The organism is Bacillus infantis, assembly GCF_050107595.1.
In the GTDB taxonomy this organism is placed as follows: domain Bacteria; phylum Bacillota; class Bacilli; order Bacillales; family Cytobacillaceae; genus Bacillus_AB; species Bacillus_AB infantis_C.
Genome location: NZ_JBNILH010000007.1, coordinates 92,812 through 107,518, shown reverse-complemented (window position 1 = coordinate 107,518; position 14,707 = coordinate 92,812). Strand labels below are relative to the sequence as shown.

Here is a 14,707-nt window from a genome sequence, read left to right as displayed (position 1 = left end):
AAAGATGAGATTTTTTTACATCTGTTTCCGTTATTATAGAAGAATCGGACAAAAGGACAGGAAGGAACGGGAGGTACATATGGAAGAGGAAGCATTTTGGATAAAGCAGGTGCTGGCCGGAAACAAGCAGGCTTACGGGCACATCATCAATAAATACAAAAATCCTTTGTACGCAACGATACTGAGGATGACAAAAAACCCGCAGGATGCCCAGGATCTGGTCCAGGAGGCATTTATCAAAATTTACAATCAGCTTGGCAAGTATGACCAGAAAGGGGCATTTTCCAGCTGGCTTTACCGGGTGGCGGTGAATCACTGCATGGATGAATTCAGGAAGAAAAGCTCCCAAATCAAGCAGGCGGAAATAAACGAGGCCTCTGCCGTCAACACAAAGCACCCGGAAGTGATTCTTCTGAAAAAAGAGCAAAACAGGCAGGTGGAAAAGCTGATCAGCACACTGCCGGAGGATGAAAGGATTATTATACTCCTTCGCTATGCCAATGAATTGCCATATGAGGAAATTGCAGAAACGACAGGCATGCCCTTATCCATGGTCCGGAACAAGCTTCACAGGGCCAAAAAGAAAATGAGGGAAACAGTCAAAAAACAGGGAGGCTATTATAATGAATTGTCCAACGGCGGATAAAATCTCTCAATATACCGATCAGCTTTTAACCGAAAAGGAACAGTCTGAACTGAAAGGCCATATCGCAGGCTGTCAGTCTTGTGCTGAAGTTGCTGGTTTATTTGAACATGAAGCTGAATTCATGAAAGAAACCCTGCAGATGCCGAAGCTTCCCGACGATTTTGCAGATGTCATCATTGGGCAGCTTGAATCATACAGACCAAAAAGAAAGTTTGTCTCAGGGAAACGGATGGCCGCAGCGGCAGCCGGACTGCTCCTGGCTGCAGGAATCAGCACGGTCCCTGGCTTTGCAGACTGGGTCGGCGGGCTATTTTCCTCCAATGAGGTGGATGACGGTCTGAGGCTGGCATCTCAAGAGGGAATGGCGACGCGGGTGAATATTGCCGCAACAGATCAGAACACAACGTTCAAAATAGAGGATGTAGTCGCGGATACATCAAGAATTGCGCTTTCTTTTAAAGTATTGGATTCAAACGGCAAACCGCTTGATACCAGTATCAATATGGATGACACAAAAAACAGGATCGCAGCCTATGATCAGGACGGTAAAGAAATCGAAGGCTACGGAATGCGCTGGACAGAGGGATCTGAGTATGGATTGATAGAATTTTCGCTGAGGGATCGGACCGGTCTAGAAGAGGTCGTGGTTAAAGTCGATCTTAAGGAGCTTAACGGTAAGCAGGGGAACTGGAATGTTGAAGTGCCTGTTGACCTGAGAGAAAGGCAAAAATATACGAGCAGGCTTGCGCTTGATAAGCATAGCACCACTTCCAATGGAGTCGCCATTGATCTGAAGGAAGTGCAATTTGCTCCTTCTTCAAACGAGCTGATCTATGAGACATCATTCACGAAAGAGGAAAAAGCTGAAGTGGAAGCCAGGATTAAAGACCTTGAAAAGAAGTTTGGCAAGGAAAATGTTGGAATGTTCTCTGGATTCGGAACGGCTATTCAATATCATATTGTGGATGAAAAGAATGAAGCTGTTTATAAGCATAATACCTTTGCTGAGGGGCAGGCCCATCCCAGCAATGCAGGCTTCATATCAGGGTCTAGCAAAGATCTGGATGAACTTGGGGGTGTACGCTGGAATGAATCATTTATCCCGGAAAAAAACAGAAGCAGGTATGCTCTTGTACTCGATGGCGTAATTAAAACCCTGCCAGCCGATTTTTCCATAAAAGTTAAACCGGATGATCTCCGGAAGAAACCAGTCAGCTTTGAATACGAAGGCAATCATGTAACAATAAAAAAAGCAAAGAAGAAAAATGATTACTCGCTGCGCAAATCGCTGATGCCAATTCAAAAAGAAACCTATTTTGAGATCGAGATGGAGGGTGGCAAGGAAGTACCTTCCGCTGATTTTGGGTCATGGGTGATGACGGATGAGGAAGGAAATGTTTTTCCGCTTTATCACAGCGGTTCAATTTTAAATGAAAAAGATAAAAATGGGCGTTTCAAAACTTCTCTCCAACTCAAAGCTTATGATTTGGAGAAAGAGCCGGAAGAACTGACATTGCATCTCATATCTAGCACGCGTTATTATCCAGTAGATAAAGAGTGGAAGGTGCCGTTATTTAAATAAACAGAATGAAAAGCAGGCTTTCAGCAGCCTGTTTTTCTTTTGGGGAGATTTTGGGAAAAATTGCAACTTTCTGCTTGTCAAAACGTATATAAAGTATCTTGATTTGTATATGCGGCGATAGGGGGATTTTCATGAAAGAAAGCAGTAAAAAGAGATTTCATTGGATTCGCCCGCTTCTATGGGGAGCCGGGGCAGTTATCGTCATTTTGACGATGCTTTATTTTGATAAAGAAAAGGTTTATAAGGAAGAAAAGCCGCCGATGCCGGTGATTACAGTTGGAGATACAGAGGTGCAGGCAATCATGGGTTCTTACCGGTGGAATGACGGACTGGTGGAAAAAGAGATGAAGGATATTACCAAGTCTCTGAAAAATCAGCATGTATACGAGAATGAGGAAATGAAAGTCGAATTTCTAGATGATGCTGACATCCCTGTTTTTATAGGAAAAAGCACGCTGATGCCTAAGGGAAAAAAATTTCCTGATTTATTGCCGAGTATAAATGGAGAAAACGGCTTATTCAGTGAAGATGAGGGAATTCGAACAGTAGTCTTACAGGCATATTGGAAGGATGGAAAAACAGCTGAGTATTATCTGCCTATAAAAATTGAGAAACAGCCCCAGAAAGAGCCATATTTTCCAAGGTTCAAAGGCCAGTATTCAATCGTGATAACAGAAGAAGATGTCTCACCGGAAAAAGATGTGGAGGTAAGAGCGAAGTTATTACAGCAGTATCCCCCTTCATTTATAACAATAGGGGCATATACAGATTTACAAAGAGCAGAAGAAGAGCTATCGGAATTAAATATTAAAGAAGTACCTTCCTATATACTATTAGACGAGGAAGGAGAAGTATTCCGCAGCAAAGATATCGGGTCAATGAAAAAATATATTGATGAAAATGTATTTCCTGAAGCGACCAGCAAGGAAGGAATTGTAACCGAAGTCAACCGTGAACTGGGTTTTATAAAAATAGATGAGGTTCCATTCTGGATTGATAAGGGAGCAATGTATCATACAGGCCAGAAACTTGCATTTAAAGCGAGGTATCCAGAAGATGGTCAATTATGGTTTCCGATTCTGGAAGAAGTCAGGGTTCTCGAGAATCAGGATGAAATCTTTAATGGCAGTAACTGGCTGTCGAATGAAAGTGGTAAACTGTCCATAATTGCAATCGGAAATAAATCAAAAGAGATAATTGAATCATTGAAAAAAGAGGGAATTAAAACTGTTGTGAAGACTTCAGCTGAAAATTCTCTTAAAATGGAGAGCGGAAAAGAGCTGACCGATTATACAATTTTTGTTTTTAACGAAAAAGAGCTTATTTTTCAGACAGATGCTTATGATAACTTGCTTAAATTTCTATATTCTAAAGAGAACCTGGATTTACGATTGAGTATCATCCCATAATGAAGGTATTTTAGGAGCGGTAAAATGAAAAAGGATGTTATGAAAAGAAAAGTCCAGCGAGCCTACCAAAATAAAATGCTGTCCAAAGAGAAAAGCAGAAAACATACTTTTGAAGCAGGTGTGTTATTTTTGGGAATTATCCTTCTTTTTGCATTAAGCGAACCGCTTCAACAGGAAACCGGCAAGGCGTACAGAATGAAAGGGGAGCAGGTAAGCACATGGAGTATGCCGGCTGCAGCCATTCAACATAAACTTAGTGAATTCGAGGGATTCAAAGGCATCGCAATCGATACACAACCTAAACCGGTTAAATATATCATAAAAACTTCATTTAATTATGATGCTGCATCAGCAGCAAAGATGATTGAAGAAGCACACAGCATAATTAGTACTGCAACTGAGCCACGTAAAGATGTCTACCAAATCGTTGTGCGGGGAAAGGAAAATGAGGTTTTAGAAAGAAAGGAATATCCCTGATTTGGGAGTCATGAGTCACCCTGATGGTGGGGAAAGCCTTTTAGAGTGTCTCAAAATGAGAATATGAGTCACTCTGATGGAGGGGAAAGCTGGTTAGAGTGCCTCAAGAGGAGAGACATGAGTCACTCAAACAAAAAAGAAAGTCGAGAAGGCGCCTGAAATAAGGGGGAAGCAATAATTGAGGCTTAAAAAGATGGTTCAGAGAAAATTAACTGTTTCGTTTGCTGCGTCAGCAGCTGTCTCCATACTGTGTGCTTTTTTTACTGTCTATGATACTGAATCTGCCCCTGGACTAGGGACTGCCTTTCTAGGCTGGCTTCTGTTTTTTATGCTCTATGCCGGAACGATTATCTTTTTATACGGTAATCTTGTATCGTTTCTGCTTGAAGTTTTGCAGAAACGAGTGGCTCTCCTTAGGAAAGACTGGTTTTATATTTTACTCCACGGACTTTTTGGATTGGCAAACGGACTGCTTTTTCAAAATATGATTGCAGCAATATATGGTATGGCAGCTGCTCTTTTATACGCTTTACTGGACAGGCGGCTTTTCAGGAGAGAAGGCAGCACTTTATTTATTGTATCGCTTCTTATTTGCGCAGGTATGCTTGGGGTTATTTCCTCCTGATATAAGCTGCCCCCTTTTACTGAGAAGGAAGCGCTTGAGTTTGCTTCACAGGGAGAAGGATCGATGACTGATCACTTTCCCAAGGGCGAAGGAAAATGGAAAGGCAAGATGAAAGGTTATCAGGTGGTAAAAGATACGTCAGCAGAAAAAATAGTGAAAGAAAATTCATTACTACTTATAAAGAATCATGGGAAAAAGACGGTAAGTCCAGCTCATGGTTTTTTGGATGAAGTTGGCCGCCAATTTTTAACTGGCAAAGGAGGGGGAGGAGAGGGAGCCGCCATACTATAAGGAGGAGGGCTGGCCATAATTGTGCCAAGCTTGTACCTCATATAAAAGGAGAGCAAATTTGCTTTCCTTTTTTTAACGAAAAGAGGGCCGATCTCTAAAGCATATTTCCTGCCGTTCTTCACTCAGCCATAAATTTCTTCCATCGGCCTGGCCAGCATCATATTCAGTTCCTGGATGGCCTGGAAGATTTGTTCTTCTGCCTGCAGATAAGAAGCGGTTTTTTGATTTTGCATCAGACCGGATTCCAGCAGCTGCAGTTTTTGAATATCAGCAGCGCCCAGACTTTCTCCGCGGATTTGCTTTTCCTGCAATAAGTGGTGGATGCTGCGGAAATCCTCGATCAGCTGCCTTGCTGCCGGATCGGCATTAATTTCTGCTGCCAGCTTCCTCAGCAGCTGGTACTCCCTGCTTCTGCGTATAATGGTTTCCAGTGCAGGCCCCTGCTCTAATAAAGCTCTCATTGTATCCCCTCCATCAGCCTAAGTAATACAGCGTATGTTCAAATGAAAAAAAAGTTCGAGTATCCAAAAATAACTGGATAAAATTCAGAATAGAATGATAATATAAAATAGACTAATCAGTTTATTTTTGGGAGTGGGGACTTATGGAATCAGCTCTTGTAACATTAAGAAATGAGTCTATTTTTGTAATGCAAATGGGGGAAGGCGAACCTATCGTGTTTTTGCATGGCGGCCCGGGTGGAGAGCATCGCTTTTTTCTCCCCCACCTTGAACCCTTATCATCTCAGTTCAAGCTGGTGTTTTATGACCAGCGGGGCTGCGGGCGGTCTTCTTTTTGTGAGGAAGCGGTTTATACCATGGAGGAAGAAGTTGAAACATTAGAAGCGCTTAGGAAGCATCTTGATATCGGCAGGCTGAACCTTGTCGGGGAATCGTGGGGATCCATGCTTGCACTGCTGTACGCCTCAAAATATCCGGCAAACATAAACAGGCTATTTCTGACGGCGGCAGTCGGAGCAAAAACAGAAGGATATAAGAATTTTGGCCGTTTGCTGATGGAGCGGCTCTCTGAAGAAGAGCAGGAGCGGTTCCATCAAGTTATAGAGGACTACAAAAAAGGCAAGGCAGCTGCCGCAGACATCTTTCAGATCATTGATCCATATTATTTGAATGATAGTGCCAATCTTGCCAGGAAAACTGAGACGATTAGCAATAGCATGGTAAATTCACAGATAGGGGAAGATATTCTGCAACATTACGAATCCGGCATCAGTCCGGCCGCACTGGCTGAAATCCCGGTTATGGCAGCGCAGGGTGTAAGGGATATCCTGACCCCTGATATGCTGAAGGAGCTGCTGCTTCCCCTTATTCCACATGCGGTAATTGAAGTGATACCTGAGTGCGGCCACTGGACTGCTATTGAACAGCCGGCAATACTAATGGAAAAAATAATAGAATTTTTTTCAAGGGAGAAGAGAAATGATTGAAATCAGGCGCTTGTCGGATTGCACGATAAATGAAGCAGTAACAGCCTGGAACAAAGGGTTTGAAGGATATTTCTTCGATGCATCTACAACGCCGGAAAAGTTTGTTGCAAGGATGGCAGCTGAAGGCCTGTCGCCGGACTTATCAATTATCGCTTTTGAAGAAGGAGAGCCAATCGGCATTGTTAAAAACGGCATCCGGGAATTCAAGGGAAGAAAGATTGCGTGGAATGGCGGCACAGGTGTTGCTTCTGCCTGGCGCAGCAAAGGGGTCGGACGCAGGCTGATTGAAGAATCTTTAAAAATATATTCAGAGCAAGGTGTCCAGACGGCCACACTTGAAGCGATCAGTCAGAATACGAAAGCCATAAGCCTTTATGAAAAACTAGGGTATCAAAAAGTGGATGATCTTGAGTATTTAGAGCTGAAAGGAAGGAGGCTGCAAAATTCTATTTCACTGGCTGTTCGAAAATCTTACGAAGTAAAGTCAGCATATCCTCAAGAGGTATCATTCCTGAACTTTTACAAGGGAACAGATCCATGGCAGACCTGCTGGCAGAATGCAGCAGGCGGCGAAGCATTGATAGCAATAGAAGGTGGAAGTGCCATTGGTTATGCTGTCTTCCGCAAGAGCTTCTCTGCTGAAGGAAGTCATATGGCAACCACCCTGTTCCAGCTGGAAGCGGAACAGGGCAGGAATGACCGCCAGGAAATAGGCGCTTATCTGCTGTCAAAAGTATTTGGGGATTTCAGCGATGATATTCGGAGAGTTATACCTAACTTTCCTGTAAGCGGCAATAAAGAAATCTATGAACAATTGTCAGCTGCAGGATTTACGCCCGCCGTAAGCCAGGTTTATATGATGAAAGAGTTATCATAATGGGGGTCATCCGAATGAAGGTATTAATCATTGGCGGTACAAATTTCATGGGTCCGTATGTGTTGGAAGAGCTTTATCAAAAAGGCCATAAAATTGCCGTTTTTAACAGAGGGCAGACAGAAGCATCCCTGCCGGAGGAGATTATCCGCATCCACGGAGACATCAGTGAAATTAGAGATCACAAAAATGAGCTTAGGGGCTTTCGTCCGGATGTTGTCCTTGATATGATTCCCTTCACTGAAAAGCATGCTGAGACTGTGAGAGATATTTTCGAAGGAACCGCAGACCGGCTTGTGGCAATCAGCAGTGCAGATGTATACCTCAGCTTTGGAAGACTGCTTGGAACTGAGCCCGGGGAGCCTGTTCCAACACCTTCAAGAGAGGATTCTCGATTGAGGGAAAAGCTTTATCCTTATAGAGAAAATGTAAGTGAGGAACACTTTTATTATCATTATGACAAAATTCCCGTAGAAAAAGTGTTTATGGGAAGCGAAAAACTGAAAGGCACAGTCCTGAGGCTTCCGATGGTGTATGGGCCTGGCGACAGACAGCACAGACTTTATCAATATATTAAGAGGATGGCAGACAAAAGGCCGTATATTATATTGGATGAAGTTCACAGCCGGTGGAAGACCTGCAGAGGGTATGTTGAAAATGTCGCCCATGCAATTGTCGCTGCTATTGAAAATCCCATGGCTGCAGGAAAGATTTATAATGTTGCAGAAAACAATTTTTCGGAGAAGGAGTGGGTCGGCAAAATTGGAGAAGCAATGGGGTGGCTAGGTTCAATAGAGGGGGTTGAGGAAGGGAAACTTCCTTTAAGCATGAATGCCCGCCAGAGCATTGATCTTTCATCCCAAAGGATTAGAGAGGAACTGGGCTATAAAGAAATCATCACATTCGAAAGAGGGATCCAGAAAACCATTGAATGGGAGCTGGAAAATCCGCCTGAAGATTCTGCTGCACAAGATGTTGATTACGATAAGGAAGACAGGATCATGAGGGAGAGAAAAAGCCATAAAGAATAGGCATTTTCAAGAGAAAAATAAAGAATTTTAACTACTTCAATGACTGAATAATTCGAATTCAACATATTGACTGAAAAACCTGCAATATCTGCCGATATGTCATATGAACAAGCTGACAACAGAGAGAGAGGGAGCTTAATGAGAATGACAATCGGGAGAAAGCTGTTTGCGGGGTTTTCTGGAGTTCTGATTCTGCTGGCAGTAATGTCGGTGATCAGTATTACGCAGATTAATTCAATCGACAGCCAATATTCGGAGCTGATAGAAGATCGGGCTGCAAAGCTTATGAAAATCAAGGAGCTTAACATTAATATTGCAGAGCAGCAGAGCAATCAGGGCAGCTACCTGGCACTTGGTGAAGAGAAGTATTTGAAGCAGTTTGAGGAAGGGCACTCTGCCTATCAAAAATCAAGCAAAGACCTTCAATCCACTATCAAACAGGAGAAATCGAAGGAATTTTTAAAGGATCTAAATAAACTTGAGCTGCAATATTATCTCTTCTCGCAATCTGTGTTTCAATTAAAGCAGCAGGGAGAAATGGAGCAACTGGAAACACTGGTTTCCAAACAGCAAATTGTGGAGAACTTTAATAAAAAAATTAAAGAACTCTCCCAGTATCAGGAAGGTCTTATGGCAGATGGGCAGTCAGCTGTCTCAAAGAGATCCGGGCAAATTATGCTGGCTGTTTCTTTGATCGGGCTTGCAGCTATAATCATAGGAATCCTTGCCGCATATCTGACAGCAAGGGTTATTTCAAGGCCTGTCAAGCTTCTTGCTGCTGAAGCAAAGGAAATTGCTGGCGGAAACCTGGCAGTCAGGAAACTGAACGTGCGGAATAAAGATGAAATCGGCCTTTTGGCAGAATCTTTTAATCTAATGGCACAGAATTTGAGGAATGTGATTAAAAGAACTGCTGAAAATGCTGAACAGGTGGCTGCATCCGCCGAACAGCTGACAGCTGGTGCAGAGCAGTCAGGGGCTGCTGGCAGACAGATTGCTGCTGCCATGAATAATGTGGCGTCAGGTTCTGATAAGCAGGTACAATCGGTAGAGCAGGCTTCTATTACAGTAGGGCGCATGTCCGCCGGTGTGAGGCAAATTGCAGATAATGCCGCTGCTGTTTCCGAAACGGCCGGTGGTGCAGCCAGCCTGTCAGCAGAGGGCAGCAAAGCGATCGGTTCAGCAATCGAACAAATGAGTTCTATCAATGAAACCTTTGCAGGGCTGGAAGATGTTATTAAAAAGCTTGGCCAGCGGTCACATGATATTACGCATATAATAGAGGCCATTACTGGTATAGCAGATCAGACCAACTTGCTTGCATTGAATGCCGCAATTGAAGCTGCACGTGCTGGTGAAGCAGGAAAAGGTTTTGCAGTGGTTGCAGATGAGGTCAGGAAGCTGGCTGAGCAGTCGGCAGATTCTGCCCGGCAGATTTCCGGGATCATTTCAGCCATTCAGCAGGATACAGACAAAGCCATTTCGTCGATGGCCGATGCAGGCAAGGAAGTAGAAAGAGGAATCACGGCAGTTGGTGAAGCAGGGGGAGCCTTTAAAGAAATCGGGGATTCTGTATCAGGGGTTAGAGCACAGATCGAAGAGGTTTCAGCCGCTGTGCAGCAGCTTGCAGCAGGAGCCGAACACATTGTGCAGGCGATCGATGACATAGCTGCTGCAGCCGAAGAGTCAGCTTCAAGCACCCAGGAGGTTTCTGCGTCAACAGAAGAGCAGCTTGCTTCCATGGATGAAATGTCTGATTCTGCAGCATCGCTTGCAAAAATGGCAGAAGATCTGAATGAGTCAGTCAGCCGGTTCAGATTGAAATAGGAAAGCAATTGAGCATCGCATAAGCGGTGCTTTTTTTAGCATCCTTTTATCGTGATGGAAATAGGTTCGGCGGCAGGAATGATGGGCTGGTCTTCAGGTGGAGGGTCAAAAACATAGGGGCAGGGATTATCATGATTAAAGAGAATGTGTTCAATGGCACCTGCGGCATAATCGATTGATTGAAAGCTCAAGGTCCGCTGATTGAATACTGATTCTACAGGCACGGAAACCAGCAAGGAATAACAAAAGCTTTCTTTTAAAAAACTGACCTCCATACGCAAATTCCGCTCCGTAAAGATATGGGTTATGTCACAATCCCTATAATACATAAGATTCAGAAGCATATTCCGAATACCTTTTTTTGTGGTCATCCTAATTCCTCCTATCCTGCAAGATGGGATGGGACTAAGAAAAGTCTGAAGGATCCCCTAACACTTCTTGCTCTAATACTAACAGTAAATTCCAACATAATCGATAAGCATTTATGTCTATTTATAGGAGTGCTTGGCGGTATTTGGCGGTTGTAGCTGAAATGCTGCGGTATCTGGAGAAAAATGCAGGTGGAATGTATTAAATGAATCAGTTCAATGAGCCATAAGGTATTATTAAAGATTTTCCTGCAGACAATTTCCCAATGAGAATTTTCATAATCCCATGAAAAAAAAGATGGGCTCTTTGCTGCCCATCTTTTATTTTACTGACAGATGCACCGGTGTGACTGGCAATAGAGTCTGCCGCAGCGGGTACAAACTTTATATTCCTCAGCTGGTATCCGCTCTCCGCATTCCCAGCAGGCTGCTTCTGGAGACACATGGATGCCATTATTAAAAAAAATGTCTGCCTCAAGAGAGAGGACCTGGTTTTTTTGTTCTGCAGGAGAAAGAAATTGAAAGTCTACAAAATAATCTTCTGTTATTAGATTCTCCATTTTCTTGCTCCCCATATAAATGCCTTTGGCCAATCTGACAAGGCTATAGTTTCCTCCAATATCTTTAAAAATATATAATTCTCCTGATCTCACCGAACCACTCCTTTATATACTACTTCTGCAAAAAGGGGCGAATCCCTTTTTAAACCGGATTTATGGTGTTGTAATATATCAATATAATAAATAGAATAAAAGGTAAATGATGGTGTAAAATCTCAAACTGCTGGGAACAGGCCTGGCAGTTTTATTTGTTTTAAAAATTATGAAGAGTTTATAAAGTTTTCAGAGATACATTTATTGTTTTTTATAATGGACTGGAAGGGGAGGGGCATATGGCAAAGCAAGCAAGGCTGCTGCTCGTGGAGGACGATGGGCAGATTGCCAAAATCATTTGTGATCACTTACGGAAGGATGGTTTCAGTGTGGCATGGGCATCTACCGGAAAAGAGGGGCTGGAGGAATTTGCAGCGGAGGCCTTTGATCTTGTGCTCGTCGATCTCATGCTTCCTGAGCTGGACGGTTTCACGCTGCTGCGGACTATTCGGAAGACGCATGAAATTCCAATGCTGATCATCAGTGCAAGGTCAGAAGATGAAACTAAAGTGAAGGGTTTGAATCTGGGAGCGGATGATTATATCACAAAGCCATTCAGCCTTGAAGAACTGAGTGCAAGGATTTCTTCCCATTTACGCAGGTACAGAAGATATCAGGGAGTAGAGGATACCAGCGAAGTGAATGTTTATCAAAAAGGCCTTTCAATCGACTTTTCTCAAAAAGCAGTTCACTTGGACGGTCAGTTGCTGAATCTGACAGCAAAAGAATATGAGCTGCTGCAGCTCCTGGCTAAAAATCCGTTTGAAACATTTTCAAAAGAAACTCTGCTTAAAATGGTCTGGAAACAGGAGGACACTTCTGCAAGCAATACGGTAACCGTGCATATCAAAAGTCTGCGCAGCAAGCTGAAGGATACTTCCAGGTCAGCTGTTTTCATACAGACGGTGTGGGGTACTGGCTACCGTTTCATTGGAGAAGAAAAGGATGAAAATTAAAACCTGGCTCAGATTCAGTTATCTGGCGGTGATGCTGCTTCCGCTGCTGTTTCTCTTCCTCTTATATCTCAGTATTTCTGAGTGGGATGAACAAAGAGATGTTATGGAATACTTGGAAGTGCAGCAAAAAATGCAAGAGCTCAGTCCCAGCCTGGAAGACAAAAATCTTTATGAAATACAGCCGGCCAGCAAGTATGAGAAGCTCAAACAGCTTTCCACCGAAAAGCTCAAAATTGCTCTCTACCGCCCAGATGGAATTTCCCTTTTTTCCTCTCTGGAGGACCTGTCGGTGAACAGGCTCCAGCAGAGGAGGCCGGAAGATTTATATAAAGGGCTTAATGAAATGAACAAAAACATGAGATCTTATGTTGTTAAAAAACCAGTATTTGAGGATGGCAATTTAATAGGGATTTATGAGGTGACCTTCGCCAGGCAGACTTGGATGGAAGGCGTTGAAAACCGCACCCTTCTTTACGGGATATCATTGGCAGCATTCCTGCTGGCAGTGTATGCAGCAGCAGCGCTTCTGATAAACAGAAAGCTGAATCGTCCGCTGGAGCGGCTGGAGAACCAGATGGAACGCTTTGCCGGCGGAATGCCAATCGAAAAGGAAAAGCCTGCAGGAGATGAAATTGGTGCACTATACGAAGGCTTCTATCAAATGAAGGCCCAGCTGGAAAAGTCCCAGGAGGAAATTATCCAGCAGCAGAAGGAGAAGGAATTTATTTTAGCAGCGTTATCCCATGATATGAAAACACCGCTCACTGTCATACAGGCCTATGCAGAAGCATTGACTGGCAGCCGTCCCTTAACCGCCCAGGAAAATACAGAATATAATGAAATTCTGCTGGAGAAGCTCGGCTACATGAAGCAGCTGATCGATGATCTTGCTCTTTATGCATCCTTACAGACCGGCCAGAAAAAAATCGAGCTTACAGATGTTGAAGGTGAAGAGTTCTTTGAATATCTTTTGTCAGGGTATGAAGAGCCTTGCTTGAAAAAAGGAATCAGGCTGAAAGTGGAAACGCCGGTCAACGGAATATACAGCCTGCATGCAGGCCAAATGATAAGGATAGCAGACAATCTAATGGCAAACGCCATCCGGCATACTGGTGAAGGCAGCACCATTCTCGCCGCAGCTGTCTCTGAAAATGAATCATTGCCTGATGCTGTTTACCCTCCATTTAGGGATGAACTGGAAGAGTGGAGAAAAGATGGGGCAATACTCCTGGTACAAAATGAAGGAAGCTATATCCCGGAACAAATGCAGAAGACAATTTTTCTCCCGTTTGTCCAGGGTGAAGACTCAAGGGCGCATGGAGGAAGCTCAGGTATCGGGCTGAGCATCAGCAAAATGCTGATAGAGCAGCATAAAGGTAAAATCAGTGTATGGTCCAGTGAAGGCTATGGAACCTTATTTGCCTGCTGGATTAGAGAAAGGATGGAAACCAATAATGACATTTAAAAAGATGATAACAGCAGCAGGTGCAGCGGTCATGATTCTTTCAGGCTGCAGCGGAAGCATCAATGTTTCTTCAGATGAGATCGTTTCCAATGTATTGGAATCCGGAAAAGAACCGGCAGCATATCTTGGGACAGGATCTTACAAGATTTATAGTGATGGGGAACTCACCGAGAATGCTTCTTTTGAAGAATATGCAAATAAAGACGGAAAAAGGAAAATCATCATGGAGAACAGCGGAGAAGATGGAAAACGGTTCATTGCCATCAATGACGGCAAACAGCTCATCAGCTATGAGGAAGGAAGCAAGACGGCACAATCAATTGATATCAGTGGAGCTGAGCTTCCTGCTGCAATGACACAAAAAGAGCAGATCACCGGTATGCTTGAAAATCTAAGCGGGACACATTCATATGAAGTGGCCGGTGAGGAAGAGATGATCGGAAGGGATGTTTATCATTTGAAAATAAATGCCAAGTCAAAGGAAAACCTGCTTGGCGATATGGAATTCTGGGTTGACAAAAAAACATGGTTTCCGATTAAGTCGGTTTCCAATTCAGGGGATAACCGATCAGAAGTAATCTATGAAAGTGTTGATTTTTCCCCGGATTTTGCAGCTGAGGAATTTAAGGCTGATCTGCCCGAAGATGTTGAGATCGTATCGATTGATTCCAGTATGGAAGCCACTGAGGGCACGGCTGAGCAGGCTGCAGAAAAGCTTGGCATGCCTATCCTGATCCTGGAAGAAAGCTTGGAGAGAATTGAATGGACAGAGCTTGGGGGAGAGTTGGCACGGACCGAGGTGACTGCCTATTATTCCAAAGACGCTATTCCAAGCTTTAGCATCTCAACATTCCCGGTTCCTGAAGGAGAGGGCATGGAGCTTGACGGCGAAGAAGTCACTGTAAGGAATATGGCTGGTTTTTATGATAAAGAACTCCGCATGATCAGCTGGGATGAGGAGGGACTCCGCTATGTGCTGATGATTGAACATCCTGATTTGAGCAAAGAGGAAGTCATTCAGGAACTCGAAGGCATGGAGCCTGTCAGCTAAAGGAG

The 14,707-nt window shown here is 43.7% G+C and carries 16 protein-coding genes and 1 pseudogene; 14 read left to right on the top strand and 3 right to left on the bottom strand.

Translation table 11 applies throughout. The features are described 5' to 3' along the window. The first annotated feature begins 79 nt into the window (after positions 1-79). The 6 genes from ACQCVH_RS15625 to ACQCVH_RS15600 all read left to right on the top strand — a co-directional run bounded on the left by ACQCVH_RS15625 (position 80) and on the right by ACQCVH_RS15600 (position 5,030). Positions 80-646: an RNA polymerase sigma factor gene (locus tag ACQCVH_RS15625; RefSeq protein WP_426836577.1), complete on the top strand. Its 567-nt coding sequence runs from the start codon at positions 80-82 to the stop codon at positions 644-646. Then, entirely contained in the window at positions 624-2,228 is a 1,605-nt protein-coding gene (locus ACQCVH_RS15620) for a DUF4179 domain-containing protein (protein WP_426836576.1), read from the top strand. Before ACQCVH_RS15625 ends, ACQCVH_RS15620 begins: the two co-directional genes overlap by 23 nt. Before the next feature lie 260 nt (positions 2,229-2,488). After that, on the top strand, positions 2,489-3,637 hold the full coding sequence (locus ACQCVH_RS15615; protein WP_426836575.1) for a hypothetical protein: 1,149 nt from the start codon (positions 2,489-2,491) through the stop codon (positions 3,635-3,637). A 24-nt stretch (positions 3,638-3,661) separates the two neighbouring features. Continuing rightward, positions 3,662-4,114 carry a hypothetical protein gene (locus tag ACQCVH_RS15610; protein ID WP_426836574.1) on the top strand — a complete coding sequence of 151 codons (453 nt, stop codon included), beginning with the start codon at positions 3,662-3,664 and terminating at the stop codon, positions 4,112-4,114. A 178-nt stretch (positions 4,115-4,292) separates the two neighbouring features. Continuing rightward, entirely contained in the window at positions 4,293-4,739 is a 447-nt protein-coding gene (locus ACQCVH_RS15605; protein ID WP_426836573.1) for a hypothetical protein, read from the top strand. A 63-nt stretch (positions 4,740-4,802) separates the two neighbouring features. Next, positions 4,803-5,030 (top strand): hypothetical protein, encoded by a 228-nt coding sequence (locus tag ACQCVH_RS15600; RefSeq protein ID WP_426836572.1) that lies wholly within the window; start codon positions 4,803-4,805, stop codon positions 5,028-5,030. Positions 5,031-5,152: 122 nt separating this feature from the next. Here the strand turns inward: ACQCVH_RS15600 and ACQCVH_RS15595 are convergent, their stop codons facing one another. Next, entirely contained in the window at positions 5,153-5,491 is a 339-nt protein-coding gene (locus ACQCVH_RS15595; RefSeq protein ID WP_426836571.1) for a YlbF family regulator, read from the bottom strand. Between the two features lie 143 nt (positions 5,492-5,634). Between ACQCVH_RS15595 and ACQCVH_RS15590 the strand changes: the two genes are divergently transcribed. From ACQCVH_RS15590 to ACQCVH_RS15570, 5 genes and pseudogenes are all read left to right on the top strand, one after another. Continuing rightward, a complete protein-coding gene (locus ACQCVH_RS15590; RefSeq protein WP_426836570.1) occupies positions 5,635-6,477 on the top strand; it encodes an alpha/beta fold hydrolase in 843 nt (280 codons plus the stop codon). Continuing rightward, a complete protein-coding gene (locus ACQCVH_RS15585; protein ID WP_426836569.1) occupies positions 6,470-7,354 on the top strand; it encodes a GNAT family N-acetyltransferase in 885 nt (294 codons plus the stop codon). Before ACQCVH_RS15590 ends, ACQCVH_RS15585 begins: the two co-directional genes overlap by 8 nt. 14 nt (positions 7,355-7,368) lie before the next feature. Continuing rightward, complete coding sequence (locus ACQCVH_RS15580) at positions 7,369-8,382, top strand: SDR family oxidoreductase (protein ID WP_426836568.1); 1,014 nt, start codon at positions 7,369-7,371, stop codon at positions 8,380-8,382. A 96-nt stretch (positions 8,383-8,478) separates the two neighbouring features. After that, positions 8,479-9,264 (top strand): annotated as a pseudogene (locus tag ACQCVH_RS15575) (HAMP domain-containing protein); the annotation flags it as partial. Then, complete coding sequence (locus ACQCVH_RS15570) at positions 9,259-10,209, top strand: methyl-accepting chemotaxis protein (RefSeq protein ID WP_426836770.1); 951 nt, start codon at positions 9,259-9,261, stop codon at positions 10,207-10,209. The pseudogene ACQCVH_RS15575 and the gene ACQCVH_RS15570, both read left to right, overlap by 6 nt. Positions 10,210-10,244: 35 nt before the next feature. On the opposite strand, the gene ACQCVH_RS15565 is transcribed toward ACQCVH_RS15570, so the two are convergent. Together ACQCVH_RS15565 and ACQCVH_RS15560 are read right to left on the bottom strand one after the other, a co-directional pair. Beyond that, positions 10,245-10,580 carry a hypothetical protein gene (locus ACQCVH_RS15565; protein ID WP_426836567.1) on the bottom strand — a complete coding sequence of 112 codons (336 nt, stop codon included), beginning with the start codon at positions 10,578-10,580 and terminating at the stop codon, positions 10,245-10,247. A gap of 323 nt (positions 10,581-10,903) precedes the next feature. Further along, positions 10,904-11,230, bottom strand: coding sequence for a hypothetical protein (locus tag ACQCVH_RS15560; protein ID WP_426836566.1), 327 nt, complete (start codon positions 11,228-11,230; stop codon positions 10,904-10,906). A 239-nt stretch (positions 11,231-11,469) separates the two neighbouring features. Between ACQCVH_RS15560 and ACQCVH_RS15555 the strand changes: the two genes are divergently transcribed. From ACQCVH_RS15555 to ACQCVH_RS15545, 3 genes are read left to right on the top strand one after another with little or no spacing between them, the layout of a single operon-like run. Continuing rightward, on the top strand, positions 11,470-12,186 hold the full coding sequence (locus ACQCVH_RS15555; protein WP_426836565.1) for a response regulator transcription factor: 717 nt from the start codon (positions 11,470-11,472) through the stop codon (positions 12,184-12,186). Then, complete coding sequence (locus ACQCVH_RS15550; protein ID WP_426836564.1) at positions 12,176-13,651, top strand: sensor histidine kinase; 1,476 nt, start codon at positions 12,176-12,178, stop codon at positions 13,649-13,651. Before ACQCVH_RS15555 ends, ACQCVH_RS15550 begins: the two co-directional genes overlap by 11 nt. Beyond that, positions 13,641-14,702: a LolA family protein gene (locus ACQCVH_RS15545; protein WP_426836563.1), complete on the top strand. Its 1,062-nt coding sequence runs from the start codon at positions 13,641-13,643 to the stop codon at positions 14,700-14,702. Before ACQCVH_RS15550 ends, ACQCVH_RS15545 begins: the two co-directional genes overlap by 11 nt. The last annotated feature ends 5 nt before the right edge of the window (positions 14,703-14,707 follow it).

Coding starts and splice junctions, on each gene's coding strand:
- ACQCVH_RS15620 (WP_426836576.1), top strand. CDS start 624: ATGAATTGTCCAACGGCGGATAAAATCTCTCAATATACCGATCAGCTT.
- ACQCVH_RS15585 (WP_426836569.1), top strand. CDS start 6,470: ATGATTGAAATCAGGCGCTTGTCGGATTGCACGATAAATGAAGCAGTA.
- ACQCVH_RS15580 (WP_426836568.1), top strand. CDS start 7,369: ATGAAGGTATTAATCATTGGCGGTACAAATTTCATGGGTCCGTATGTG.
- ACQCVH_RS15590 (WP_426836570.1), top strand. CDS start 5,635: ATGGAATCAGCTCTTGTAACATTAAGAAATGAGTCTATTTTTGTAATG.
- ACQCVH_RS15595 (WP_426836571.1), bottom strand. CDS start 5,491: ATGAGAGCTTTATTAGAGCAGGGGCCTGCACTGGAAACCATTATACGC.
- ACQCVH_RS15625 (WP_426836577.1), top strand. CDS start 80: ATGGAAGAGGAAGCATTTTGGATAAAGCAGGTGCTGGCCGGAAACAAG.
- ACQCVH_RS15565 (WP_426836567.1), bottom strand. CDS start 10,580: ATGACCACAAAAAAAGGTATTCGGAATATGCTTCTGAATCTTATGTAT.
- ACQCVH_RS15610 (WP_426836574.1), top strand. CDS start 3,662: ATGAAAAAGGATGTTATGAAAAGAAAAGTCCAGCGAGCCTACCAAAAT.
- ACQCVH_RS15550 (WP_426836564.1), top strand. CDS start 12,176: ATGAAAATTAAAACCTGGCTCAGATTCAGTTATCTGGCGGTGATGCTG.
- ACQCVH_RS15615 (WP_426836575.1), top strand. CDS start 2,489: ATGCCGGTGATTACAGTTGGAGATACAGAGGTGCAGGCAATCATGGGT.
- ACQCVH_RS15600 (WP_426836572.1), top strand. CDS start 4,803: ATGACTGATCACTTTCCCAAGGGCGAAGGAAAATGGAAAGGCAAGATG.
- ACQCVH_RS15555 (WP_426836565.1), top strand. CDS start 11,470: ATGGCAAAGCAAGCAAGGCTGCTGCTCGTGGAGGACGATGGGCAGATT.
- ACQCVH_RS15570 (WP_426836770.1), top strand. CDS start 9,259: ATGGCACAGAATTTGAGGAATGTGATTAAAAGAACTGCTGAAAATGCT.
- ACQCVH_RS15545 (WP_426836563.1), top strand. CDS start 13,641: ATGACATTTAAAAAGATGATAACAGCAGCAGGTGCAGCGGTCATGATT.